General features: G+C 49.7%; 26 protein-coding genes. 20 read left to right on the forward strand and 6 right to left on the reverse strand.

Annotation, left to right across the window (positions count from 1 at the left end; genetic code table 11):
- Position 1: 1 nt before the first annotated feature.
- Positions 2 to 733: a LytR/AlgR family response regulator transcription factor gene (locus JI741_RS05200; protein WP_202007930.1), complete on the forward strand. Its 732-nt coding sequence runs from the start codon at positions 2 to 4 to the stop codon at positions 731 to 733.
- A gap of 38 nt (positions 734 to 771) precedes the next feature.
- Here the strand turns inward: JI741_RS05200 and JI741_RS05205 are convergent, their stop codons facing one another.
- The 3 genes from JI741_RS05205 to JI741_RS05215 all read right to left on the reverse strand — a co-directional run bounded on the left by JI741_RS05205 (position 772) and on the right by JI741_RS05215 (position 2117).
- The gene (locus tag JI741_RS05205; RefSeq protein ID WP_202007931.1) at positions 772 to 1188 is read right to left on the reverse strand and encodes an SRPBCC family protein; all 417 of its coding nucleotides are present in this window, start codon (positions 1186 to 1188) and stop codon (positions 772 to 774) included.
- A gap of 102 nt (positions 1189 to 1290) precedes the next feature.
- On the reverse strand, positions 1291 to 1794 hold the full coding sequence (locus tag JI741_RS05210; RefSeq protein WP_202007932.1) for an SRPBCC family protein: 504 nt from the start codon (positions 1792 to 1794) through the stop codon (positions 1291 to 1293).
- On the reverse strand, positions 1791 to 2117 hold the full coding sequence (locus tag JI741_RS05215; protein ID WP_202007933.1) for a metalloregulator ArsR/SmtB family transcription factor: 327 nt from the start codon (positions 2115 to 2117) through the stop codon (positions 1791 to 1793). The genes JI741_RS05210 and JI741_RS05215 overlap by 4 nt, the downstream gene beginning before the upstream one ends.
- 386 nt (positions 2118 to 2503) lie before the next feature.
- Here JI741_RS05215 and JI741_RS05220 point away from each other — a divergent pair, with 386 nt between their 5' ends.
- Positions 2504 to 2929, forward strand: coding sequence for a DoxX family protein (locus tag JI741_RS05220; RefSeq protein WP_202007934.1), 426 nt, complete (start codon positions 2504 to 2506; stop codon positions 2927 to 2929).
- Positions 2930 to 3043: 114 nt separating this feature from the next.
- Here the strand turns inward: JI741_RS05220 and JI741_RS05225 are convergent, their stop codons facing one another.
- Complete coding sequence (locus tag JI741_RS05225) at positions 3044 to 3541, reverse strand: PepSY domain-containing protein (RefSeq protein ID WP_202007935.1); 498 nt, start codon at positions 3539 to 3541, stop codon at positions 3044 to 3046.
- A 130-nt stretch (positions 3542 to 3671) separates the two neighbouring features.
- Between JI741_RS05225 and JI741_RS05230 the strand changes: the two genes are divergently transcribed.
- The 10 genes from JI741_RS05230 to JI741_RS05275 all read left to right on the forward strand — a co-directional run bounded on the left by JI741_RS05230 (position 3672) and on the right by JI741_RS05275 (position 13967).
- Positions 3672 to 4556, forward strand: a complete 885-nt coding sequence (locus JI741_RS05230; RefSeq protein ID WP_202007936.1) for an AraC family transcriptional regulator — start codon at positions 3672 to 3674, stop codon at positions 4554 to 4556.
- A gap of 127 nt (positions 4557 to 4683) precedes the next feature.
- Positions 4684 to 5763, forward strand: a complete 1080-nt coding sequence (locus tag JI741_RS05235) for a class I SAM-dependent methyltransferase (RefSeq protein WP_202007937.1) — start codon at positions 4684 to 4686, stop codon at positions 5761 to 5763.
- A gap of 122 nt (positions 5764 to 5885) precedes the next feature.
- Positions 5886 to 6296: a MerC domain-containing protein gene (locus tag JI741_RS05240; RefSeq protein WP_202007938.1), complete on the forward strand. Its 411-nt coding sequence runs from the start codon at positions 5886 to 5888 to the stop codon at positions 6294 to 6296.
- 308 nt (positions 6297 to 6604) lie between these two features.
- A complete protein-coding gene (locus tag JI741_RS05245) occupies positions 6605 to 7297 on the forward strand; it encodes a hypothetical protein (RefSeq protein ID WP_202007939.1) in 693 nt (230 codons plus the stop codon).
- The gene (locus tag JI741_RS05250) at positions 7294 to 7629 is read left to right on the forward strand and encodes a hypothetical protein (protein ID WP_202007940.1); all 336 of its coding nucleotides are present in this window, start codon (positions 7294 to 7296) and stop codon (positions 7627 to 7629) included. Before JI741_RS05245 ends, JI741_RS05250 begins: the two co-directional genes overlap by 4 nt.
- A 106-nt stretch (positions 7630 to 7735) precedes the next feature.
- The gene (locus JI741_RS05255) at positions 7736 to 9778 is read left to right on the forward strand and encodes a chemotaxis protein CheA (protein ID WP_202007941.1); all 2043 of its coding nucleotides are present in this window, start codon (positions 7736 to 7738) and stop codon (positions 9776 to 9778) included.
- Positions 9779 to 9793: 15 nt separating this feature from the next.
- Positions 9794 to 10285 (forward strand): chemotaxis protein CheW, encoded by a 492-nt coding sequence (locus JI741_RS05260; RefSeq protein WP_202007942.1) that lies wholly within the window; start codon positions 9794 to 9796, stop codon positions 10283 to 10285.
- Between the two features lie 24 nt (positions 10286 to 10309).
- Positions 10310 to 11974 (forward strand): methyl-accepting chemotaxis protein, encoded by a 1665-nt coding sequence (locus JI741_RS05265; protein WP_202007943.1) that lies wholly within the window; start codon positions 10310 to 10312, stop codon positions 11972 to 11974.
- Between the two features lie 13 nt (positions 11975 to 11987).
- Positions 11988 to 12836, forward strand: coding sequence for a CheR family methyltransferase (locus JI741_RS05270; protein ID WP_202007944.1), 849 nt, complete (start codon positions 11988 to 11990; stop codon positions 12834 to 12836).
- A gap of 84 nt (positions 12837 to 12920) precedes the next feature.
- Positions 12921 to 13967 carry a protein-glutamate methylesterase/protein-glutamine glutaminase gene (locus JI741_RS05275; RefSeq protein WP_236675873.1) on the forward strand — a complete coding sequence of 349 codons (1047 nt, stop codon included), beginning with the start codon at positions 12921 to 12923 and terminating at the stop codon, positions 13965 to 13967.
- A 40-nt stretch (positions 13968 to 14007) separates the two neighbouring features.
- Here the strand turns inward: JI741_RS05275 and JI741_RS05280 are convergent, their stop codons facing one another.
- Entirely contained in the window at positions 14008 to 14574 is a 567-nt protein-coding gene (locus JI741_RS05280) for an ankyrin repeat domain-containing protein (protein ID WP_202007945.1), read from the reverse strand.
- A 174-nt stretch (positions 14575 to 14748) separates the two neighbouring features.
- Between JI741_RS05280 and JI741_RS05285 the strand changes: the two genes are divergently transcribed.
- The 6 genes from JI741_RS05285 to JI741_RS05310 all read left to right on the forward strand — a co-directional run bounded on the left by JI741_RS05285 (position 14749) and on the right by JI741_RS05310 (position 18486).
- Entirely contained in the window at positions 14749 to 15318 is a 570-nt protein-coding gene (locus JI741_RS05285; protein WP_202008120.1) for a Crp/Fnr family transcriptional regulator, read from the forward strand.
- 108 nt (positions 15319 to 15426) lie between these two features.
- Positions 15427 to 15969 carry a YceI family protein gene (locus tag JI741_RS05290; protein WP_202007946.1) on the forward strand — a complete coding sequence of 181 codons (543 nt, stop codon included), beginning with the start codon at positions 15427 to 15429 and terminating at the stop codon, positions 15967 to 15969.
- Positions 15970 to 15981: 12 nt separating this feature from the next.
- The gene (locus tag JI741_RS05295) at positions 15982 to 16200 is read left to right on the forward strand and encodes a tautomerase family protein (RefSeq protein ID WP_202007947.1); all 219 of its coding nucleotides are present in this window, start codon (positions 15982 to 15984) and stop codon (positions 16198 to 16200) included.
- A gap of 6 nt (positions 16201 to 16206) precedes the next feature.
- Positions 16207 to 16941 carry an SDR family NAD(P)-dependent oxidoreductase gene (locus JI741_RS05300; protein WP_202007948.1) on the forward strand — a complete coding sequence of 245 codons (735 nt, stop codon included), beginning with the start codon at positions 16207 to 16209 and terminating at the stop codon, positions 16939 to 16941.
- Between the two features lie 65 nt (positions 16942 to 17006).
- Positions 17007 to 17387, forward strand: a complete 381-nt coding sequence (locus JI741_RS05305; protein ID WP_202007949.1) for a nuclear transport factor 2 family protein — start codon at positions 17007 to 17009, stop codon at positions 17385 to 17387.
- 13 nt (positions 17388 to 17400) lie between these two features.
- Positions 17401 to 18486, forward strand: a complete 1086-nt coding sequence (locus JI741_RS05310; RefSeq protein ID WP_202007950.1) for an NAD(P)H-dependent flavin oxidoreductase — start codon at positions 17401 to 17403, stop codon at positions 18484 to 18486.
- A 36-nt stretch (positions 18487 to 18522) separates the two neighbouring features.
- On the opposite strand, the gene JI741_RS05315 is transcribed toward JI741_RS05310, so the two are convergent.
- Positions 18523 to 19167: a hypothetical protein gene (locus JI741_RS05315; RefSeq protein ID WP_202007951.1), complete on the reverse strand. Its 645-nt coding sequence runs from the start codon at positions 19165 to 19167 to the stop codon at positions 18523 to 18525.
- A gap of 186 nt (positions 19168 to 19353) precedes the next feature.
- On the opposite strand from JI741_RS05315, the gene JI741_RS05320 reads away from it, so the two are divergent.
- Positions 19354 to 19695 carry a PadR family transcriptional regulator gene (locus JI741_RS05320; RefSeq protein WP_202007952.1) on the forward strand — a complete coding sequence of 114 codons (342 nt, stop codon included), beginning with the start codon at positions 19354 to 19356 and terminating at the stop codon, positions 19693 to 19695.
- A 6-nt stretch (positions 19696 to 19701) separates the two neighbouring features.
- On the forward strand, positions 19702 to 22332 hold the full coding sequence (locus tag JI741_RS05325) for an ABC transporter permease (protein WP_202007953.1): 2631 nt from the start codon (positions 19702 to 19704) through the stop codon (positions 22330 to 22332).
- Positions 22333 to 22398: the final 66 nt, after the last annotated feature.

Here is a 22398-nt window from a genome sequence, read left to right on the forward strand (position 1 = left end):
CATGAAATCAGCTTCAAAAATATGTAGATGCATTGTCGTGGACGACGAGCCCCTGGCACGCGAGGTGCTAGTCCGCTATGTGGAGCGAATCCCTTCGCTCCAGCTGGTGGGCCAATGCAGCAATGCCATTGAGGCCATCGAGATATTGAAGCAGAACAGTGTCGATATTATTTTTCTCGACATCCAGATGCCCGAGATACTCGGCATTGATCTTATCAAAATATTAAAGAATCCTCCGTCCGTCATCATCACGTCGGCCTTCCAGGAATATGCCATCGAGGGGTATGAGTTGGATGTGGTTGACTACTTGCTGAAGCCCATTAAATTCGAACGGTTTCTCAAATCCATTACAAAGGTTTATCGGCGCCACGACAAGGAGCCCGACAATAGCGACGTCGACGAGGAAAGCGCGGAACCACAGAAAGAGCGTTATCTTTTTTTCAGAACCGATCGCCGCACGGTGAAAGTTATGCAAAACGACATTCTTTATGTGGAAGGGATGGGCAACTATGTGAAAGTGTTTACCGAGGGCGGCGTCATCATCACCAAAAGTTCGATGACCACCCTCGAGACGATGCTTCCCGAGGATGGTTTTATCCGAACACACCGGTCGTTTATTGTTTCCAAGGCCAAGATCAATTCGTTCAACAACGAAGTGGTTGAAATCGGCAAACACCAAATTCCGATAGGCAAACTGTTTAAAAATAATGTACTGCGCGCATTAGGAAGCTAGTGCCTGGCGCTCGCAACGCTGCAGCTGAAACGATAACCTCAATTTGCCTCAGCATATTTTTTGAAGTTGTCGAGAATGGCCTGCCACCCGCCTCTTTGCATCTCCTCCGAATTTTCAGTCTCGGCATCAAAGGTCACGATCACGTTTGTTCCATTGCCCTGCGGTTTAAACTCCACGGTGGCTACGCGGCCATCGCCCAGCACATAGGTGAATGATTTCTGATCCGTCACCTCGCTGTAGGTCGCCTCAAAATCAAATCCCCAGCTTCCGTCTTTGGCCTCCATGCGCGCGCTGTATTTGCCACCCACACGCAGATCGTTTTCGGCTTTGGGGCATTGCCAATCGGGCGATGCAAAATTCCATTTCGTGATATGCTTGGGATTTGTGTAGTAGTCCCAAACTTTTTTTGTGTCGGCCAAAATGTTTGCCTGAACAGAGATCTTTACGGTATTCATTTGTTTTAAGATTTTAGACGTTGTTGGAATCAATTGTTTCACAGAAAGATACTTTGCGGCGGTTGTCCGAAAAGACAACCCACCACAAAACATCCATCGGCGCTATTTTTTTAGTTTAAGCAACAGGTCATCCAGGCGCTCAAGCGTTGATGTCATGCCTTCCTTCATACCCATTTGTATCACGGTTTCCAGATCGGCCAGGGAGCGATAAGACACGATGGTTTGCACGAGCGAATGTTGGGCAAGGTCCTCGAAGGTCACATCCCACTGGGCGCGCGGAAGGTTTGGGTTTAGTGTTCCGGTTTCGTCGCAGAAGCCATCGAGTGCGGTATACTTTTCGATGGGTTGAATTTTCACATAGTCAAGCCTTGCCCAATACTCTTTTCCTTCGGGTTCTACCATGGCATAGAGCCAGTGACCACCGTCGCGGAAGTCCATCGATTTTGTTTTGGTGATGAGCGGCCTTGGGGCAAACCACTGGTCGAGGAGTTCGCGCGTGGTGTGTGCATCCCAAACCAATTGGCGGTCGGCTGCAAATTCACGTCTGATGGTGAGGGTGTTTTTTTCCTTGTCTACAAGGAAATCGAATTGCATGATGTTCTTCATTTTTTTCGTTTTTGAATGGTTGCTAATACGTTGTCAAGTTGATTGAAGCGCGTTTCCCAGATCTTTCTGAATTGCGCCAGCCAGGCATCTATTTCTTTCATTTTGTCGGCCTTTAGTTGATAGGTAATTTCTCTCCCCTGCTGATTGGCTTCAATGAGTTCGCACTCGTTCAGTATTTGAATGTGTTTCGAGATGGTGGGCCGTGCCGTGTCAAAGTTGTCGGCAATGGCGCCGGCGGTCATGGCCTGCGCGGCGAGCAACACCAGGATGGCGCGACGTGTGGGATCGGCTATCGCCTGAAAAGGATCTCTTCTAAGTTTCATAGCTGAAATTTCATCTGGCGCTATTGTGAAGCCATTTGACTACAAATATATGCGTAGCCATATAACTACATATATTTTCCCCCGTATTTTTTTCAAAAAAGAATGATTGATGATTCAATCAGCGTCAAAAAACCGCCATTTAAGACTCACGATCAGGCCGTTACAAAGCTTGTGATCGTTGATTAAAAAAGTTGAAGCCGCGTCATTCAAAAGGACATTGAACGGGTTCATGCCCAATACCAGCTTTTCACTCGGACGTTCGACACGTCCCCAACAGCTATTGTCCATCCCACCCCTCAATTTGTCCACCTCACCCCGATTGCACTCCGACAGGGTCGCTCATTAAAACACCTTTGTCGCATCAATCACATAAACACATCAAGACTATGAACTTAAAAACAACAAAGGCGATCTATTGGGTGGGTGCAGCATTAACCTCGTTATGGTTTGGAGCCAGCGGCTTTTTTGAACTCACCACAAATCCCGTGGTATGGGACATCACGGTGAAGCTGGGGTACCCTTCACATTTCATCTACATTCTTGGCGTGGCCAAACTTTCGGGCGTGGCCGTGCTCCTCACACCAAACCGTTTGCTCCGGTTGAAGGAATGGGTGTTTGCCGGAATCTTTTTCGACATCACATTTGCGTTCTTTTCCAAACTGAGCGTGCTCGGTTTCGCCGACACGGCCGACGCCATCATCGCGTTTGTGATGGTGACCGTGACCTATTTCATGTTCAGGAAACTGTATCCGGCAACCTACACCGACGTGACGACCAACGGTGCGACCGAACAGGTTTCTGCCAACGCCTGAAAAATTCAGACACACGGATTGTCCCGGGAACCTGACCAGTTCCCGAGACATTCTGTTTTTAAATGTGTATTGCTAAGGATTTTAGATTGAGGGCTATGCCTTATACGGAAGTGCTCAGAGAAAAAGCAGCAGTATGGTCAACACAACGCCACCCAGGGTGAAATACAATCCCTTCCTGAACACGGTTGTGTTTGGAAAAAACATCCAGAACGACGACACCACAAAAAACAACAACGACACTCCAAAAAAGATATTCAAAAAGAAGAGCGGTGTCTTTGTGTTAGCCTTGTGCAACCGGGTGATCTTTTCGGCCAGAAAAGGCAATTGCTTTGTGCGATAAACAGCCATGCCGGTTGTCTTATTGTAGGTCCCCTCCTTGAAGGTCACTACGTCGCCCGCTTCTTTTTCGATCTTGAAGTCGCGCATCCGCATTTCGCGACCCAACGCTTCGGCTGTTAACTGCGGGGCGAGTTGCCGTTCGATCACCTTCTCTTCTTTCAGAAAATCGGTGTCCCTGAAAATCAGAATAATTCCGCTGATGGCGTAAACAGCCATGATGCCCGCGAGGAAGAAACCTAGATAGCGATGGTATACTCTCATTCTGCTGTGCATATATCTCTCGTATGTTTTCGATTTGATGGGCTGCAAATAACACAATTATCTCCTACTATTTAAATCTCAAAAAGACTACGCCAATTTCGTAACTTAGGGTGGTTCGCTGCCGGGAATGCACAACAAAACCATGCAGAATCACGTAAGTCCCTCCATGAATAACCTCTACGAGTTCAACCTCAAAACCAATTACAACAAATTGGAATGCGACGGGCTTCTGTTCGTGGAATATCAATGTATGCCGGGCGATGTTCGCAGTGGCATCTGGTCGCAGCACAACTACCTCGCGTTTATTCAAAGTGGCAAAAAAACCTGGATCACACCCGACGGCGAATTTCCCGTGACCGTGGGCGACGCGATCTTCTGCAAGAAGGGCGCACACGCCATCAAAAATTATTACGACGAGCAATTCTGTGCCTTGCTCTTTTTCATCCCCGACGATTTTGTGAAACAGGTCATCCTGGAATCGGAACTTGTTCCCAAACACACCGAGGTTCAATCCAGCATCTTCAGGCTAAAGGTCGACCTAAGCCTGCGAATCTATTTTGAATCGATGATCAGTCAGTTTTTAACCGAAGAGAATCCTTCGAAACATTTGCTGAAGCTCAAGTTTAAAGAGCTGATTCTTCAGGTTGTCACAGCCAACATCAACCCCGAGCTAACGTCTTATTTCTTTGCGCTGGCCCGCGAGGAAAAAGCAAACCTGAAACAGGTCATGCTCAACAACTATCTGTACCGGCTCAGCCAGGAAGACTTTGCAAAACTAACACACCGCAGTCTTTCCAGTTTCAAACGCGATTTTCAGCAAGCGTTTGGCACGTCGTTCACCAAGTGGTTAACCGACATGCGGCTGAAGCATGCCCGCGTTCGTTTGCTCACTACCGAAGAAAGCATCAGCGAAGTGGCCGATCAATCCGGCTTCGACACTACCACGCATTTTATCCGTTGTTTCAAAAAACAATACAACGCACCACCCCAACAGTTCCGCCAGCAAAATGCGGTCACAACCTCCTGACTTTTCCTTGGCCTAAATGAGCAGTTTTTTGGACTAAACTGCAATCTCTGCCCTTTAAGGTTCCCATACTTTTGCCTTCGTGATCACAACGATCACAGACAAAAAAAACCTTAAAGCACAAAAACCAATGTCAGTTTTAGCAACAGAAAAAAAAGCAATCGACTCCCAAAAAGTCGAACAATTTGCCGGGCAGTTCATCCTCGATCTTTCCGCAAACTATTCCGGAGTCATGACGTTCCTCGGCCTGGAGCTGGGGTTGTATGAAGCAATGCGCGGAGCAGGTCCGTTAACGCCCGGGCAACTCGCCGTGAAAACAAAAACCTTCGAACGTTATGTTCGCGAATGGTTGAACAACCAGGCAGCCGGCGGCTACGTGGCGTATGACCCGGGAACAAAAACCTATGCCCTGCCCGAAGAACATGCGCTGGTGTTGTTAGAGAAGGACAGCCCCGTGTTGCTTGGTCCAGCCTATTTCATTGTGAGCAGTTTGTGGAAAGACAAAACCAAACTGATCGACGCTTTCAAATCGGGCATCGGCATTGGCTGGCACGAACATCATCACGATCTGTTTCATGGCATCGAAGCGGTTTACCGGACCGGCTACCTGGCCAACCTGAACACGGCGTGGATTCCTTCGCTGGCCGGCATGGAAGAAAAACTCCGCCGCGGCGGGCGCGTGGCCGATGTAGGTTGCGGGCATGGTGCATCGACCATTCTGATGGCCGAAAAGTTTGTGAACTCCGAATTCTATGGCTTTGACTATCACCAGCAATCTATCGACGTGGCCAGGCAACGCGCCACCGAAAGGGGTCTCACCAATGTATTCTTCAAGAAAGTGGACGCCGAAGCCTACGAACAAGGCAACTTCGATCTGATTTGTTTCTTCGACTGCCTGCACGACCTCGGAGATCCCGGCTTCGCACTGCGCCATGCCCGCACAAAGCTGGCACCTTCGGGCTCACTCCTTATTGTTGAGCCAAACGCCAGCGACAACGTGGAAGAGAACTTCAATCCCATCGGCAGAATGTTCTATGCCGCATCCACGGCGCTCTGCGTTCCACACGCACATGCCGAGGGCGGCGACTATTGCCTTGGTGCACAAGCCGGCCCATCGGCCATCAAAGAGATTGCGGAAGACGCGGGCTTCTCGGTTTTCAGAATAGCCCAGCAAACACCTGTCAACCTGATCTATGAAGCTAAAGTGTGACGGTCGCGCAATGCTATAGCATCCCTTTCCCTCGTATCAATCATAAAAAAACAAGGGCAGGCATTTTCTGTCCCTTGTTTTTTTAAAGACCATGACAATTCTCTTAATCACTTTTGATTTTTATGAAACCTGATCATAGACATCTCATTCGTTTTGAAAAACCTTTAAGTTCAACGCTTGTGCTGCTGGCCGACTTCTCGGGATTGTTTGCATCGGGTTTGTGTTTCATCCATTGTTGGGCTTTGCCGCTGTTGCTGATTTTTCTTCCCGGGTTGATAACACACAATGAACTTGTGCATCCCGTATTGTGCAGCCTGTCCATGGTGAGCACGGCACCGATGCTCTTCAAAAAAACTTTCCGGCAGCAAAGCATCTTCTTCCGATCTGCGCTGGCCCTGGGAAATTTAATGATGCTGATCATTCTGCTAGCGCACGACAGCTTGCCGTTTGTGGCCGAAATTGTGCTGAACACCGTTGGTGGTCTGTGTCTGATTGTTGTGCATTACAATAGTTTACGGCGAAGTAAAAAATAATCTTTCAGTGTGTTTTCAGAACACGCAACGGGGTGTGCGTGTCCAATTAAAAAATACAGACTCCACTTCCGAAAATCCCGAAAACGATTGTCAAAATGACACACCGTGACCGGTCTTCGTTACGTTTTGCCCGCAATGATGGACCATCCCGATTCGGGAGTTCTCTAACATGATGTTTTGACACGGCCGCCTGCGCAATCAGAGTGGCCACTTACTCACTCAGGTGGCCCGTTTGTATGCTGAGGGTAGAAATACTAACGGGTCCATAGTAGTTTCGATGAAAATTAGCACGTTTCATCCCCCGTTTCATGCAGCCAATTTTGACCAGAAGGTGTTTCCTTTTTTACACGGCAGTTCCCCTGTCGCTGCTGGCCCTGGTGATGGTGCGCGGTTTCGAACCTGAAACATCAAACACACTTTCGCAGCAACAACAGCACAGCACGCTGTTCTCCATTTCCCGATTTAACAACACTCCCACGCCATCGACCACAAACACTTCCTCCCAAACAGACCAGGCAGGTAACGACACAACAATTTCTTCCGAGCAGTTTATGACACAGCTTGACATGGAGTTGTTGGCTGACGAATCGGAACATGAATTTCACAAAGTAAAACTGACGCCCGAGCAGTGGAATTCTCTTCTGTTCTTATCCGCGACAGGCCGCTTTCTTTCAGGATACAATTATTCCGGCTACAAAAAACCATTCCTTCGCCTGATGTGCATGCTTAAAATGGGAGGTCAGGAAGATGCATTGTCAGCGGCCCTACCAACACCGCTGCCCTTCAATCATGTTCTTCCCATTAACTCGCCGTTAGCGCAACACCACCACGCCACATGGGCCAACCCGATCGGCGAAGACAAGCCTCAGGCCAAGCTACCGACCACCCCGCAAGCCAACCACACGTTCTCCGCATCAACGCTTCAGAAAAAAATTGTTCACTCCCCTTTGAAACCCGCTATCCGAATTTCGGGACCTCGATTTCCAATTACCACATCATGAAACCAACTGCAAGCATAGCGCAAATTGAGCAAGGCCATCTTCGCGTAGTTTTTGGCGGCGAGCTCGTTCTCAAATATCAAAGTGAATTAAAATCCATTTTCACCGGCCTGAATGACCGTAGTGAACCCCTGGAGATTCAACTGCTGAAGCCGGAAGGAATCGATCTATGTTTCCTTCAGATGCTGGAAGCCTTTCGACGTGAGAAGAAGCGTGCCAATAGAAAAGTGACCGTAAGTGCTACACTGGAAGAAGAGAACGCAGACTTGCTGAAACGCACCGGACTATTGCACCTGTTGTTGGCCGACGAACCACTGAACACCGACACGATATGAGCAAAACAATTTTGGCGTACGAAACAAAAACAGCGGCTACCACCGCGCGCAGCGTTAAGCCTTCGCAGCAACTATCGACGATCATTCAAAACATAATCCGTTAACCATGGACAAGTTCAAGGCAATCTTTCTGGCCGAAGCAGAAGAGTTGATGGTTGATCTGGAAAAAGCCCTGCTGGACTTTGAACAGGATTTACACAACGATCATCCTGTGAAAGAGATTTTCCGCATCATGCACACGCTGAAAGGCGGCGGCAGCATGTTTGGCTTCGAACACGTGAGCTCCCTCACACACGACCTGGAGACCATCTATGACGGTATCCGCGAAAAGAAAATCACACCCACCAAAGAGATACTGGAGGTGACGTTGACCACCGTTGACCACCTGAAGAAAATATTGCACGACCCCATGCTGGAGGAGCGCGAACACCAGCTTCAGCAGGAAATACAGCGCAACAAAATAAAAGCCCTGCTCGGCGACGTGAAGGTGGTTGTGGCCGTGGCTCCGGAAAAACCAAAAGAACTTTCCACCTACTATGTGCTGATTGAACCCATCGCTACCATTTTTAAAAACGGCACCAACCCGCTTTACCTGGTAGACGACGTGACCGCATTGGGCGAAGCCTTTGTGATGCCCGATCTCTCCGCAATTCCAACCTGGGCAGAACTTCAGGGTGATGTGTGCTACACGCAATTTGAAATCGCCCTCGCGACCGAAAGACCTGCCTCGGAAATCAATGATGTTTTCATCTTTGCCGAAGAGCTCTGCAAAGTGACCGTGCAACTGCTGGCGCAAGAAAACCTGCTGGCTCATCCGGCCTTTCTTCAACCTTTGCAACAGAAGTCGCTGCATGCGCCGGGGCTTGGCTATGACGGCATGAAAGCCTTGGCCGACGCGCTTCGCACAACCGCGGAAGACGAAAACACCAATGCCGCTAAAGTCAACACAAAGACCACTACGGGCGAGAAGCGAAAAGAAACCAGCATCCGCGTGTCGTCTGACAAGTTGGAGGAATTGATGAACCTGGTGAGCGAACTGGTGACCAGCCAGGCACAACTGAGCATGATTGCCGGCAGCAACACCATTGCCGCACTGGCCGGACTGTCGGAGAACATGGAAAAAATCACACGGCGGCTAAGAGACAATGCGTTCTCCATTTGTCTTGTGCCCATCGAAACCCTGGTGACCCGCTTTCAGCGTCTTGTTCGCGACCTCTCTAAAGACCTGCAAAAAGAAATCAGCTTCACGGCATCGGGCACCGAAACCGAGCTCGACAAATCTATTATCGATACGTTGAGCGATCCGCTGCTTCACATCATTCGAAACAGCCTGGACCACGGCATTGAATCGCCCTCGGAGAGATTAAAAAATAACAAGCCCGCAAAAGGAACCATACACCTGCATGCATTTCATGCCGGCACCCATGTCTACATCCAGTTGAAAGACGATGGTAAAGGAATTGATCCGGAAAAGATCCGGAAAAAGGCCATTGAAAGAGGATTGTTGTCGCCACAGGCAACTCCATCGCAGAAGGAAATACTGGACTTCATTTTTGCGGCGGGTTTCTCGACGGCCGAGAAGATCACGGATGTGTCCGGACGCGGCGTTGGGATGGACGTTGTGCGCAGAAACATCGAAGCCATCCACGGCGAAGTGTCGATTGAATCAGAACTTGGAAAAGGCACAATCATCACCTTAAAACTTCCGCTCACCCTTTCCATTATCGATGGCATGCGGGTGCGTGTAGGAAACTCCGACTACATCATTCCCCTCAGCTATGTGGAGAAATGTTTCGAGATGCCTACGGCCAAAATAAAAGCCGAGGTCATTCAACGCCATGTGCTGGATGGAGAGTTGTTGCCGGTGATCAACCTTCACGAGGCTTTTCACGAACCCGCGCCCGACCAGCCCATCACGCAGATCATTAAACTGAAGTATGCCCAGTTTCCCGTGGCCATCACCATCGACGCCATCGTGGGCGAATACCAGGCGGTGATGAAACCGCTGGGCGACCTCTACCAGGGACAGGACGAATTTAGCGGCGCCACTATCCTGGGCGACGGAAGCGTGGCCCTGGTGATCGACACCGACAAACTGGTTCATCAGCTCATCGTCCAACAGGAAAAATCCCTATCGTATTCACATTGAAAATAATACAGCACTATGTCATCAGAAACTTTATCGATTCAATCCTACCTCACGTTCCGGCTCGGGGATGAATATTTTGCCGCCAGTGTTGCACAGGTAAGTGAAATACTGGAGTTGTCGCGCATCACCAAGGTGCCACGGTCTCCGCATTTTATGCGCGGGGTCATTAACCTGCGGGGCAATGTGCTTCCCGTTATCGACACCCGCATCAAATTTGGGTTCGACAAAATCGAAGACAATGTGAACACCTGCATCATGGTGCTCAACGTTGAAATCGAAAATCAAACCATAAGCATCGGCGCCCTGGTAGACGCGGTGCAGGAGGTGATCGAGATCGATCCGTCCACCATTCAACAACCACCCTCCATCGGCGCAAAATACAAAACCGAATTCATCGAGGGCATGATTCAAATGAACGAACATTTTATCATGCTGCTCAACCTGAACCTTGTGTTCAACACCGAAGAAATGTCGATACTCCAACATGTCGCTGAAGAAAAAAATTAAACTCAACATTTATCCATCATACTTATGAAACTTTCCATTAAAGCCCGCCTCATCGCAGCCTTCACTGTGCTGGTGGCATTGTCGGGTGCCATTTTTTACCTGGGCAACAGCAATGCAAATGTGCTGAACGACCGCATCAACTCCATTGTGGACCTGAACGTGACCCGCCTCATGCTAGCCGCCAAAGCGTCGGAAGATATCCAGTTCATCACCAAACGTGAAAAAGAACTGATCCTGACGAAAAACATTGACGACGTGCACGACTACATCAAAATGATCGAAGACCGCGCCGCAGACATGACTGCCCGTATCGATCAGCTCAAAGGCATGTCGGACGAAAAAGGAATTGAAATCCTTGAAAACTTCAGCGCCAGCTGGACCGCTTATCAGAAAGTGTATGCCAAGGTGAAGACACTGAGCCTCACCAACACAGATTCTACCGCCGACGCCGCCTTCAGACTGTCGAGCAGCGAAGGACGTGAAGCCGCCATGGGTGCCGTGAGCGCATTGGCGAAGATTGTGAAGAAAAACGAAAATGCGTTGGCGCTGGCCAAAACGGAAGCCGACCAGGTATATGCCGATGCACGAACCAACATGATCACTTTGCTGATTATTGCCGTGGCCATTTCCATTGGGCTTTCGTACTGGATCATCACCTCCATATCAAAATCGATACAACAGGCAAAGGTAGCCATCAAAAGCATCTCCGAAGGCGACCTCACCATCACCGTAGAAAATACCACGCACGACGAAGTTGGCGAACTGGTGGACTATCTCAAAAACATGATCGAAAAATTGAAGGAAGTGCTCACGTTTGTTTCTACTGCTTCTGATCACATTGCCACGGCCAGCAGCCAGATGAGTTCCACCTCGCAGCAGATGTCGCAGGGTTCGCAAGAGCAGGCCGCTTCTGCCGAAGAGATTTCGTCGTCGATGGAGCAGATGGTTTCCAACATTCAGCAAAACACCGACAACGCACAACAAACCGAAAAGATCGCCTCGAAGGCAGCCGACGATATTCAGGAGGGCAGCAGGTCGGTGAACCAAACGGTTGACTCCATGAAAAAGATTGCCGAAAAAATTTCCATCATCGGTGAGATCGCCAGACAAACCAATTTGCTCGCGCTCAACGCCGCCGTGGAAGCTGCACGTGCCGGCGATCATGGAAAAGGATTCGCCGTAGTGGCCGCTGAAGTGAGAAAGCTTGCCGAACGGAGCCAGGTGGCCGCCGCCGAAATAAACGAACTCTCGTCGTCGAGTGTTTCCATTGCCGACAAGTCGGGCAAATTGCTGGAGCAGATTGTGCCCAACATTCAAAGCACGTCTAAACTGGTTCAGGAAATTTCCGCGTCCAGCATCGAGCAAAACACCGGCGCCAATCAGGTGAACACCGCCATCCAGCAGTTCAACCAGATCATCCAGCAAAATGCTGCCGCGTCAGAAGAGATGGCCACGGGCTCCGAAGAATTGTCGAGCCAGGCAGAACACCTGCGCGAAACCATCTCGTTCTTCAAGATCGACAAAACCCACAGCGCCGCACAACGCGCTTCGGCTTCGAAGTCGCGTGCCACGGCACCACAACCCCTGAAGACGGTCTCGAAAGTAAATTCATCCAGGAAAGGTATCGCGATCGACATGAGCACCAACGGACACGCCGACGCACTCGACAACGCATACGAGAAGTACTAAGCGACCAGGCGGCATGAGCACACCCGATAGCATGACACGGACAGGCATTTCCGATGCAGAATTTTTCCGGCTGCGTGATTTCATTCACAAGCAGTGCGGCATCAACCTGTCCGTATCGAAAAAGATTTTGATGGAAAGTCGTCTGCACAAAAGACTGAGCGCCCTAAAGCTTGACACCTACACGGCCTATTGCAACTATGTGATGAGCCCTGCCGGACTGGACAGCGAACTGGTGCACATGATCGACTGCATCGCCACCAACAAAACGGACTTCTATCGCGAACCCGGCCACTTTCAGTTTATGACCGACGTGGTGATTCCAGAATGGCTCAACGCCAAAGTGCCCCACAAGCCCTTCAAGGTGTGGAGCTCCGCGTGTTCCAGTGGCGAAGAGCCCTACACCATCGCCATGGTTTTACAAGACCTGGCCGTGCGGCATGGCTTTGACTATCGCATTCTGGCCACAGACATCTCTACGAAGATCGTGCAACAAGCTATTGAAGCTGTCTATCCGGAGAGCGCGGCGATACCCATCCCCATAGAAGTGAAAAAACGCTACCTGCTTCGCAGCAAAGTTACCACACCACCCACCGTGCGCATCGTTCCCCAGCTGAGAGCAAAAGTTCAGTTCAGGCGTTTGAACTTAATGGACACTGTGCTGGATGTGGACAAAGATTTTGATCTCGTCTTTTGCAGAAACCTGCTCATTTATTTTGACCGCGCCACGCAAGAAAGAGTTTTGCAAAAGCTGGCCTCCAAGCTCAAACCCGGTGGCTATCTTTTTATCGGGCATTCGGAATCCATCTACGCCATGAACCTTCCCTTGCAGCAGGTTCGGCCAACGGTTTTCCAACGTGTGTAACCTAAAAAAAATATTGTATCAGCTTTTGCCGGCGTCTATTCGACGCTGGGGCAAACGAATGATCACACCTTTATCGAAGCGCAAATGATGAACAAAATAAAGGTGTTGGTGATCGATGATTCGGCCGTGGTTCGCCAGGCGTTGACGGCGTTGCTGGAGAGCGACAAACAAATCGAGGTGACGTCGGCGGCCGACCCATTCATCGCAGCGCAAAAAATGATGAAGGAAGTTCCGGATGTGATCACACTCGACGTGGAAATGCCCCGCATGGACGGCATCACCTTTCTGCGCAAAATCATGTCGCAGCATCCCATTCCCGTCATCATCATTTCCAGTCTGACGGAAAAGAACACAGAGACCGCCATTCACGCGCTTGAACTGGGCGCCATCGATGTTTTGAAAAAACCCACGTTCGACCGGAACGATCACAGCGACTATGCGCAGTCCATCATCCGGGTGGTGCGCGCTGCGTCGAAGGCGGTGGTGAGAAGGAAGCAGGTTGAAACGCTGCGGCCTGTCATCAACAAGCCTGCGCAAAACATGGCCATGATTCGCACCACCGAAAAGCTGGTGGCCATCGGCGCCTCTACCGGCGGCACGGAAGCGCTTGTGGAACTCTTGCAGGCACTGCCGGTAGATTGCCCCGGGATGGTCATTGTTCAGCACATGCCCGAAGTATTTACCAAATCGTTTGCCGAGCGCCTTAACCGCATTTGCAAAATCACCGTGAAGGAAGCCGCGCACGGCGACAGTATCTTGCGCGGACACGCACTGATTGCCCCCGGAAACAAACACATGGAAGTGAAGCGCAGCGGCGCAAGATATTATGTTGAAATCTCACAAGGCGAACCTGTCAATCGCCATCGCCCTTCGGTGGATGTGTTGTTTTCGTCTGTATCGAAGTATGCCGGCAAAAATGCCATCGGTGTGATCATGACCGGCATGGGTGCAGATGGCTCGAAAGGGTTGTTGCAAATGAAAGAAGCGGGAGCCTTCACGATCGCGCAGGATGAAAAATCGTGCATTGTGTTTGGCATGCCGAAAGAAGCTATCAGGTTAAATGCTGTTGACAAAATTGTGGCGCTGAGAGAAATCGCGGGTCAGATACAGACGGCCGCTCACGCCCACTAAGAACACCGGCGCTTTCTCTGCGCATATTTGCCGCGCATCATTATTCTGCTCCTTTCCTAATCAAACAATCAATCTTTTGTTGATCCTTGCCATACCTGGCCAGCATCAGTGCCGTATACCCGTCAACTGTTCTTTTTGCGTGGATGTTCGCACCGCTGCCAATTAATAGTTCCATCAATTGAATATCGCCAAAGGACGTTGCACCCATAAGTGCCGTCCAGCCGCTTACGTTACTTCGATTGGGATCAGCGCCCTTCCTTATCAGCATCTGAGCGATCTTAAGTTCGTTGTGCAAAGATGCCTCCATCAAGGGCGTCATCATGTCTTTATCTGAAAGATTTGGATCGGCTCCATTTCTCAACAAAAATTCAACTGTTTTTAAAAGCCCCTTTTTCGTCGCAACTTTCAGAGCAGTCCATCCCGCTTTATTCTTTAGGTTAATGCTAATCCCTAACTTCACAAATTGTGTAACACCAAGAGTATCGTTGTTATAGGCCTGCTTCATCAAGACCGTCCATGAAGATTGATCAAAGTCCCAGCGTTCTGAATGAGCGTATCCCTGTACGAGCACGAAGGTCAACACCACGACATAGATTCCTCGTTTCATAAAATCTTAAACCATCCCCAATATACAGTGTACCGGATCACCTCGCAATTGTTCGCATGTATGATGCTTGTCCTTATATATGGAGGTAAAGTTTTTTCGTTTCCTTCAGTCTAAAAGAAATTCGGCATTTATACTGGAAATTCACAAATTTACACCAGACCAACTATGCCAACCATGGACGCCAAACAGGCCCTCAAGACCACCATCAGCAAAACATCCACGTTGACAGACGAACAGTTTGATTACTTCTTTTCCCATTTCAAACCCTTGAGCTATAAAAAAGGACAGGCCATCATCAGCGCGGGCGACCTGGTCGACCGCGAATATTTCGTGGTTTCGGGGTGCATAAAGTCTTTCTTTATTAATGAAGACCTGAAAATGTTCATCCTCCAGTTTGCAATGCCGGGATGGTGGAGTTCGGACTACAATGCGCTGTACAATCATACCAAAGCCACCATCAACCTCGACTGCATTACCGATGCCGAAGTGTTGTGCCTCACAAGCGACGATCGCGAAAAACTTTGCAGTGAGCTTCACCCGGTGGAACGTTTCTTCCGGTGGCGAACCAACAACGGCTATGTGGCCACACAAAAACGACTGATGTCGTTCATGAATAACAATGTGAAGTATCGCTACGAAGAGCTTTTGAATCTTTATCCCGAGCTTTACAATATGGTTCCCAAAAACCTGATCGCCGCCTACCTGGGCGTGTCACGCGAGACGCTTAGCCGGCTCCGCGACTGAAGTGATCTACATCACATAATCCATCCCGCCCCTCAAAAGTGATCTAGGTCACCCGACCTCCTTCGATGCGTCCCGTTTATTTGTGTAGTTATTTAAACACACAAAAAAATGAAAAACACAACAGCAAAAATCGAACGTGCACAAAGCACAATTGAATGGGTCGGTAAAAAAGTGACCGGCGCACACAACGGAACGATCGACATCAAAGAAGGCGAACTTGTCTTTTCGGACAACACGCTGACGGGTGGCCATTTTGTGATCGACATCACCTCCATCAAAATTCTGGACATTGAAGATCCTGCAACCAACGCACAGTTTGCCGGCCACCTGGATTCGGATGATTTTTTCTCCACACAAAAATTTCCGGAAGCCACATTCGAAATCACTTCCGTGAAAGGTAATCACGTCGTGGGAAATCTCACCATTAAGGGCATAACCCACCTCATCGGCTTCGAAGCTGCCATTGATTTCAAAAATGAAACAGCAACCGCCACGGCCAAAATCATTGTTGACCGGACAAAGTATGACATGAAGTTTCGCTCCAGCAATTTCTTTGCAAACCTCGGCGACACACTCATCTACAACGACTTTGAATTGAACGTGTCGATCACCGCGCGTGTGGCCACCAAAAATTCATCTGTGTTAGCTTAACCCCACAACGCCATGCCATACATTAAAATCGACGTGACCCGCGAAGGTGTCACCAAAGAACAAAAGAAAGCCCTCATCAAGGGTGTTACCGATCTGATCACCGATGTGCTGAACAAGGACCCTCAGCTGACGCACGTGGTGATTCAGGAACACGACCTCGACAACTGGGGCTTTGGTGGAGAGCAGGTTTCAGAGCTGCGCGCAAAAGGAATCACGGCCGACAAAAAATAAAGCGTCATGAAAAAACAAACCATCATCATTACCGGTGCCTCGTCGGGCATCGGTAAAGAAATTGCCCGTCACTTTCTGCGAAAAGGCGACAACGTCGTGATCAATTCATCGACCGCCGAAAAACTCCAGGAGGTCTATGAAGAACTGGGCGGCGGCGAAAGCCTGGCGTGGGTGGCCGGCAATGTGAGCGAAAAAAGCACAGGCGAAAAACTGGTGGCCACCGCGCTGGCAAAATTCGGCTCCGTAGACGTGCTCGTAAACAACGCCGGCATCTATGAAACCAAACCATTTCTCGAAGTGGACGAAGCTTATCTCGACAGATTTCTGAATACCAACCTGAAGGGAACTTTCTTCACTACGCAGGCGGTCATTCCCCAAATGCTGAGGCAGCACGATGGCGTGGTGATCAACATCGGCACACCATTAGTGAATCACGCACTCGGCGGTGCGCCCAGCACAGCACCCATTTCATCGAAAGGTGCGATCCATGCACTCACACTGCAACTGGCTGCCGAATTTGGACGGCATAACATACGCACCAACACGATTGCTCCCGGCGTGATACGCACCCCGATGCACGGAAACCTGGCCGACGAAAGTGCCTCGCTGCACCTTGTGAACAGAATTGGCGAAGTGGACGACATCGCCGAAATGGTCTATACCGTTGCCAAGAGCACCTTCGTGAACGGAGCCATCATCAACGTTGACGGCGGCATGGCCGCAGGACACAATCTGAATTGACACGAAGCCCTGGCGCGGCTCCTACGCTTCACAAATTTCTAAAACAACCCAAAATTTTAAACACCATGAAAAATAATAAGCAGGATATAATTGAGATCACCGAAACCTTGGAGAACTATTACTTCAAAGGAATCTATGAAGGCGACCTGGACGCGCTGGCAAAAATTTTGAATCCAGGCGCGCTGTTGTTCGGCGATGTGAAGGGCGTGCCCTATGCCAAAACACGCGATCAATACCTCGACGGCGTGAAAAACCGCCAAAGTCCGAAAGACACCGGCAAGCCCTTCAAAGGAACCATCGGTTCGATTGAAGTGATCAATTCCATTGCTGTGGCCAACGTTCAGGTGAAAATGTACGACTTTAACTATGACGAGTTCCTGTCGTTTCATAAACTTGACAACCGGTGGGTCATCGTCACAAAAATGCTCACGGATGTAGCGGCCTGAAAATTTCAACACTATGTGGTATCAAACCAAAGCATCGAAAATACTGGGCATCGACTACCCCATTCTTCAGGGGCCGTTTGGCGGCAACCTGTCGTCGGTTGAGCTTGTAGCGACCGTGTCTAATGCGGGAGGGCTTGGCGGGTATGGGGCATACACCCTGAGTCCGCAAGAAATCATAGCGGTTGACAAACAGATTAAGGCAGCCACCAACAAACCCTACAACATCAACCTCTGGGTTTCGGACACTGACACCGCCGATGGGACAGTTTCGGATGAGCAGTTCAAACAGGCTCAACACGTATTCAAACCCTATTTCGATGAACTGGGAATTGCCTTACCCACGAAACCCACGCCGTTCAAATCGCGGTTTGAAAACCAGGTCGACGTCGTCCTGCATCAACGCCCTGCTGTGTTCAGCTTTATGTTTGGTATTCCCGCGGCCGACATCCTGGAGCAATGCCGCCGGCTGGGCATCGCGACGGTGGGTGCAGCCACCACGTTGGATGAAGCCCTCGCGTTGGAGTCGGCCGGTGTGGACCTGATCATCGCTTCCGGTTTTGAAGCCGGTGGACACCGGCCCTCGTTTCTCGCGCCGGCCGAATCGTCGACAACCGGAACGTTTGTGCTGCTTCAACTGATCCGCGAGAAAGTGAAGACACCGATCATCGCCGCCGGTGGCATTGCCAATGGAAAAGGCATAGCCGCCGCCCTTACACTCGGTGCAGACGCCGCACAGGTTGGCACCGCCTTCCTCGCCACCGAAGAATCGAACGCCACAGACATTCACCGTCAAATGTTGTTTTCTGACAACTCAAAGTATACCACGCTGTCGCGCGCGTTCACTGGTCGCCTGGGCAGAGGAATCACCAGTCGACTTGCCAAAGACCTTGTTCATAAGGAAAGCAGTTTCCTTCCCTTCCCGCTACAAACACAATTCATGTCGTCGCTGAGAACGGCAGCCGTTGAGCAGGAGAAATGGGATATGATTTTGTTCTGGGGCGGACAGATTGCGCCACTATTGAAACATCGGAAAGCGGGTGAACTCATGTTGTCGCTTATTGAAGAGACAACAGCGCATTTTGAGCAATTGAAAAGATAAGGACATAGTTACTTGTGGCCGAACGTGTGAAGTAGATCAATCCTCGATAAAATAAGTCATGTAGTCTGTTGCGTGTCGTTTTATGAAAGGTTCCACATTTTCAGGCGCCTTCAACTTGTCCCTCAGAAACGCGACGATTTCCTCGTATTCTTTTGTGGACTTAAATAGCTCAAATTGACTATCCTTAAATTTTTCATAGTCTTCGTGTGCAAAGTCTTTTGATTTTGTGAACCGGCCCGACCTGATTTCAAGCAACGTATAATTCTCGTAGGTTGAGGCGTAGCCCATGTGCACGTACCGAACAAGCTTGCCGACGGGCAAAGTGAGTATGCCATTGAACCAATCCATCCACACCACGCTTTGGCCGGAAAAAACTTCCGCCATCACAGACTTTTTGCCATCGCCATAATCGCTATCAATGTCAATGTCGCGCAGAAAGAGAGTGCTGTCAATAATTTCAAACGTTGCCCGATAGCCCCTCCACAACGATGTGGATATTGAATTTGTTTTCGGCCTCTTTTCTTGAAACTTCTTGAAATAAGCTTCCAAAGGATTTGTCTGCAGGTTATACGTCTTCCCCTGATAAATCAGGATGTCGGGTTCCTGCGCCGTGCCATAGGCAAAGTCTGTTAACAGGATTAATACCAGGACAAACAACGAAGCTGAAAGCGATTTTTTCATAACGCGACCAAATGGAAACGATCAAATATACTAGAATGTAGCTATTTAACCTGGCTCACCACCACCGAACAAAAGTGTTCAACTCCGAACATCCATTCCGCTCAACACCTCACTCCCGCGCACGTATACGCATGATTTCACCCTGGCATGATTATTATTCCTACATTTAGATATTAATATTGACCAATGAAAAAATACCAGTTGGGCGAATTCGAAGAGATCGTCATCCTCACGGTGGGCATCCTGAACAATGAAGCCTATAGTGTGGCCATTAAAGACGAAATCGAATCGCGGCTTTCGCGCAGCGTGAGCATGGGCGCGCTCCACACCGCCCTGAAGCGAATGGAAGACAAAGGCTATCTGAAATCATTTGCCGGTGAAGCCACCGAGGAGCGGGCCGGCCGGCCAAAGCGCTATTTCGAAATAACCGCCCTGGGCAAGAAAGCCATTCACTACACCAAGTCCACCCGCGAAGAGCTTTGGCGCGCCATTCCGAAATCGGTATTGCAGATTAACCTGGAAGCTTAAGCGGCGATGACAAAAAAAACCGAACACCCACCAAAACTGTTCCTGAAATTTTTTCGCTGGTACTGCCACCCGCAAATGCAGGACTACATTGAAGGCGACCTCATGGAAGTTTATGACGCGCGCTTAAAAAAACTTGGAAAACGAAAGGCCGATCTGAAATTTATAGTCGACGTGCTGTTGCTCTTCCGGCCCGGCATCATCAAACCTGCAGAAGGCTACAAACATTCAACCCCCTACGGTATGTATAAGAGTTACTTTAAAATAGGTTGGAGAAACCTGATCCGGAACAAAGCCTATTCCATCATCAATGTCGCCGGACTGGCGCTGAGTATGACATGCGGGATTTTTATTTTCGCGTTGGTGAAACACAACCTGAGCTTCGACAACTTTCATCAAAACCCCGAACGAATCTACAGAGTGGTCACAGAACTTCATCGCGATGTGATTGCCTACAGAAACAATGTGCCGTCGCCGCTGGGAGAATTTTTCCGAAACGACTATCCCTATGCCGAGAAAGTGGCGCGCGTCTACACCGAAAGCGGCTCACTCATCACCCTGAGAAAAGGAAACGACCTCCTCAAATTTAAAGAAGATGGAAACGTGTCATTCGCCGAAACCACCTTCTTCGACATTTTCAATTTCCCGCTGCTGGAAGGCGACAAAGCCACGGCGTTGACAGCACCCAACACAGCCATCCTGACAAAACGCATGGCCCAAAAATATTTTGGCGACAAGAGTGCTGTAGGCGAAACGTTCTGGCTGGAAAACAAGATCCCTTGCACCGTCACCGGCGTGCTGCACGACCTGCCCACCAACACCGACATCCGGTCCGAAATTTTTGTCTCCTATGCCACACTCAAATCATACGATCCCTGGCTGGCCAGTGCCACCGACGGCTGGAATGGTATTCGCGATGGCATGAAATGTTATGTGCTTCTTCAGCCTGGCGCTTCCGTTGCCAAGGTTGAGGAAGTGATGTCGGCTTATGTAAAAATATATCGCCCCACCAGCAAGAACGTTCATCGCTACAAACTGCAGCCGTTGGCCGACGTTCACTTCAATGCGCAATATGGAGGCTCCATGGAAAAACGCAGCCTCTGGATTCTGTCCGTCATCGGTCTGTTTCTGATGGCAACCGCCTGCGTCAATTTCATAAACCTCGCCACAGCGCAAGCCCTGAAACGTTCGAAAGAAGTTGGTGTGAGAAAGGTTCTCGGCAGCATCAAACGCCAGCTCTTCTGGCAATTTATTTTCGAAACCGGAATGATCACATTCACCGGGTTGATCGTGGCCGCCATGCTCGCCTACATTGGTTTTCCCTATGTGAATGCCTTCTTCAAAACCCAGATCACCATCAACCTGTTTTCCGATTGGACCATGGCCCTCTTCATCGTGGGGCTGGGGTTTGTGGTCACGTTTCTTGCCGGCTACTATCCCGGCCTGGTGCTGTCGGGTGTGCAACCGGTGGCCGCTTTGAAAGGAAAACTTTCTCAACAAAACATTGGCGACTTCAATACGCGACGCACATTGATTGTGGCCCAGTTTGCCATCTCGCAAGTGTTGATCATTGGCATGGTGGTGATCATGAATCAAATGCGTTTTGCCAAACAATCGGATCTCGGGTTCGATAAAGAGGCCATTGTCATGATCAACGCTGGGCGAGACTCTACGGGCACGGTGGCCAACACCATGAAAAACGAAATCTCCAGGCTACCCGGTGTTGAGAAAATTTCGCTTTGCTTTGCCGCACCATCGTCCGAACACGACTGGGGCAATTCCATCCGGATAGACAACAACACGGAAGAAGTAAATTTCAGAACGAGCATTAAATCAGCCGATGCCGACTATGTCTCTACGTTCGACCTGGAGCTTGTTGCCGGAAGGAACCTCGTGACCTCCGACACCGTGAGAGAAATGCTGGTGAACGAAGCCATGGTGCGCAAGCTGAACCTGAAGTCGCCCGAAGACGCCATCGGCCACATCATTGTCGCCAACGGCGGCTCCATGAAGGCTCCCATTGTGGGTGTGCTCAGAGACTTTCACGACAAATCATTCCACGAAGAAATAAATCCTATCCTGGTCACCACCTATCGCGACGACTACTCAAACTATGCCGTGAAGCTCAACATGACCCAGGCAAAATCTACGCTGACCGCCATCGAAAAACTCTGGACGCAACAACACCCCGATCAGCTTTTTGAATATGCGTTTGTCGACGAAAGCATTGCACAGTTCTATGCCAACGAAGAAGCCACGCTCAAGCTCATTCAGATATTCTGTTTCATCGCCATCTTCATCGGCTGCCTGGGGTTGTATGGACTCGTGTCGTTTATGGCGTCGCAGAAAACAAAAGAAATCGGCATCCGGAAAGTGCTGGGTGGCTCGGTGGCGCACATCGCCTGGCTTTTTGGAAAAGAATTTGCACGCCTCATCGTCATCGCCTTTGCACTGGCTGCGCCCATCGGCTGGTGGCTCATGCACAACTGGCTCCAGGGCTTTGAATTTCAGATTTCCATAAACGCATGGACCTTTGTTCTCGCCATAGGTTGCTCATTGTTCGTGGCCACACTCACCGTGGGCTATCAGGTGCTGAAAACAGCCTTCGTCAATCCGGCGAAATCGCTGCGCATTGAATGACGTTCCGTGACCTTCACATCATAAATCATAAAGCCAATCGACTCGGAAGTTGATTGGCTTTATGAT

Origin of the sequence: Chryseolinea lacunae (assembly GCF_016735595.1) — a bacterium.
Taxonomy (GTDB): Bacteria; Bacteroidota; Bacteroidia; order Cytophagales; family Cyclobacteriaceae; genus Chryseolinea; species Chryseolinea lacunae.

Excerpts from the sequence above, each read along its gene's own strand:
- JI741_RS05200 (WP_202007930.1), top strand. The coding sequence starts at position 2 with ATGAAATCAGCTTCAAAAATATGTAGATGCATTGTCGTGGACGACGAG.
- JI741_RS05205 (WP_202007931.1), bottom strand. The coding sequence starts at position 1,188 with ATGAATACCGTAAAGATCTCTGTTCAGGCAAACATTTTGGCCGACACA.
- JI741_RS05210 (WP_202007932.1), bottom strand. The coding sequence starts at position 1,794 with ATGAAGAACATCATGCAATTCGATTTCCTTGTAGACAAGGAAAAAAAC.
- JI741_RS05215 (WP_202007933.1), bottom strand. The coding sequence starts at position 2,117 with ATGAAACTTAGAAGAGATCCTTTTCAGGCGATAGCCGATCCCACACGT.
- JI741_RS05220 (WP_202007934.1), top strand. The coding sequence starts at position 2,504 with ATGAACTTAAAAACAACAAAGGCGATCTATTGGGTGGGTGCAGCATTA.
- JI741_RS05225 (WP_202007935.1), bottom strand. The coding sequence starts at position 3,541 with ATGCACAGCAGAATGAGAGTATACCATCGCTATCTAGGTTTCTTCCTC.
- JI741_RS05230 (WP_202007936.1), top strand. The coding sequence starts at position 3,672 with ATGCAGAATCACGTAAGTCCCTCCATGAATAACCTCTACGAGTTCAAC.
- JI741_RS05235 (WP_202007937.1), top strand. The coding sequence starts at position 4,684 with ATGTCAGTTTTAGCAACAGAAAAAAAAGCAATCGACTCCCAAAAAGTC.
- JI741_RS05240 (WP_202007938.1), top strand. The coding sequence starts at position 5,886 with ATGAAACCTGATCATAGACATCTCATTCGTTTTGAAAAACCTTTAAGT.
- JI741_RS05245 (WP_202007939.1), top strand. The coding sequence starts at position 6,605 with ATGCAGCCAATTTTGACCAGAAGGTGTTTCCTTTTTTACACGGCAGTT.
- JI741_RS05250 (WP_202007940.1), top strand. The coding sequence starts at position 7,294 with ATGAAACCAACTGCAAGCATAGCGCAAATTGAGCAAGGCCATCTTCGC.
- JI741_RS05255 (WP_202007941.1), top strand. The coding sequence starts at position 7,736 with ATGGACAAGTTCAAGGCAATCTTTCTGGCCGAAGCAGAAGAGTTGATG.
- JI741_RS05260 (WP_202007942.1), top strand. The coding sequence starts at position 9,794 with ATGTCATCAGAAACTTTATCGATTCAATCCTACCTCACGTTCCGGCTC.
- JI741_RS05265 (WP_202007943.1), top strand. The coding sequence starts at position 10,310 with ATGAAACTTTCCATTAAAGCCCGCCTCATCGCAGCCTTCACTGTGCTG.
- JI741_RS05270 (WP_202007944.1), top strand. The coding sequence starts at position 11,988 with ATGAGCACACCCGATAGCATGACACGGACAGGCATTTCCGATGCAGAA.
- JI741_RS05275 (WP_236675873.1), top strand. The coding sequence starts at position 12,921 with ATGATGAACAAAATAAAGGTGTTGGTGATCGATGATTCGGCCGTGGTT.
- JI741_RS05280 (WP_202007945.1), bottom strand. The coding sequence starts at position 14,574 with ATGAAACGAGGAATCTATGTCGTGGTGTTGACCTTCGTGCTCGTACAG.
- JI741_RS05285 (WP_202008120.1), top strand. The coding sequence starts at position 14,749 with ATGGACGCCAAACAGGCCCTCAAGACCACCATCAGCAAAACATCCACG.
- JI741_RS05290 (WP_202007946.1), top strand. The coding sequence starts at position 15,427 with ATGAAAAACACAACAGCAAAAATCGAACGTGCACAAAGCACAATTGAA.
- JI741_RS05295 (WP_202007947.1), top strand. The coding sequence starts at position 15,982 with ATGCCATACATTAAAATCGACGTGACCCGCGAAGGTGTCACCAAAGAA.
- JI741_RS05300 (WP_202007948.1), top strand. The coding sequence starts at position 16,207 with ATGAAAAAACAAACCATCATCATTACCGGTGCCTCGTCGGGCATCGGT.
- JI741_RS05305 (WP_202007949.1), top strand. The coding sequence starts at position 17,007 with ATGAAAAATAATAAGCAGGATATAATTGAGATCACCGAAACCTTGGAG.
- JI741_RS05310 (WP_202007950.1), top strand. The coding sequence starts at position 17,401 with ATGTGGTATCAAACCAAAGCATCGAAAATACTGGGCATCGACTACCCC.
- JI741_RS05315 (WP_202007951.1), bottom strand. The coding sequence starts at position 19,167 with ATGAAAAAATCGCTTTCAGCTTCGTTGTTTGTCCTGGTATTAATCCTG.
- JI741_RS05320 (WP_202007952.1), top strand. The coding sequence starts at position 19,354 with ATGAAAAAATACCAGTTGGGCGAATTCGAAGAGATCGTCATCCTCACG.
- JI741_RS05325 (WP_202007953.1), top strand. The coding sequence starts at position 19,702 with ATGACAAAAAAAACCGAACACCCACCAAAACTGTTCCTGAAATTTTTT.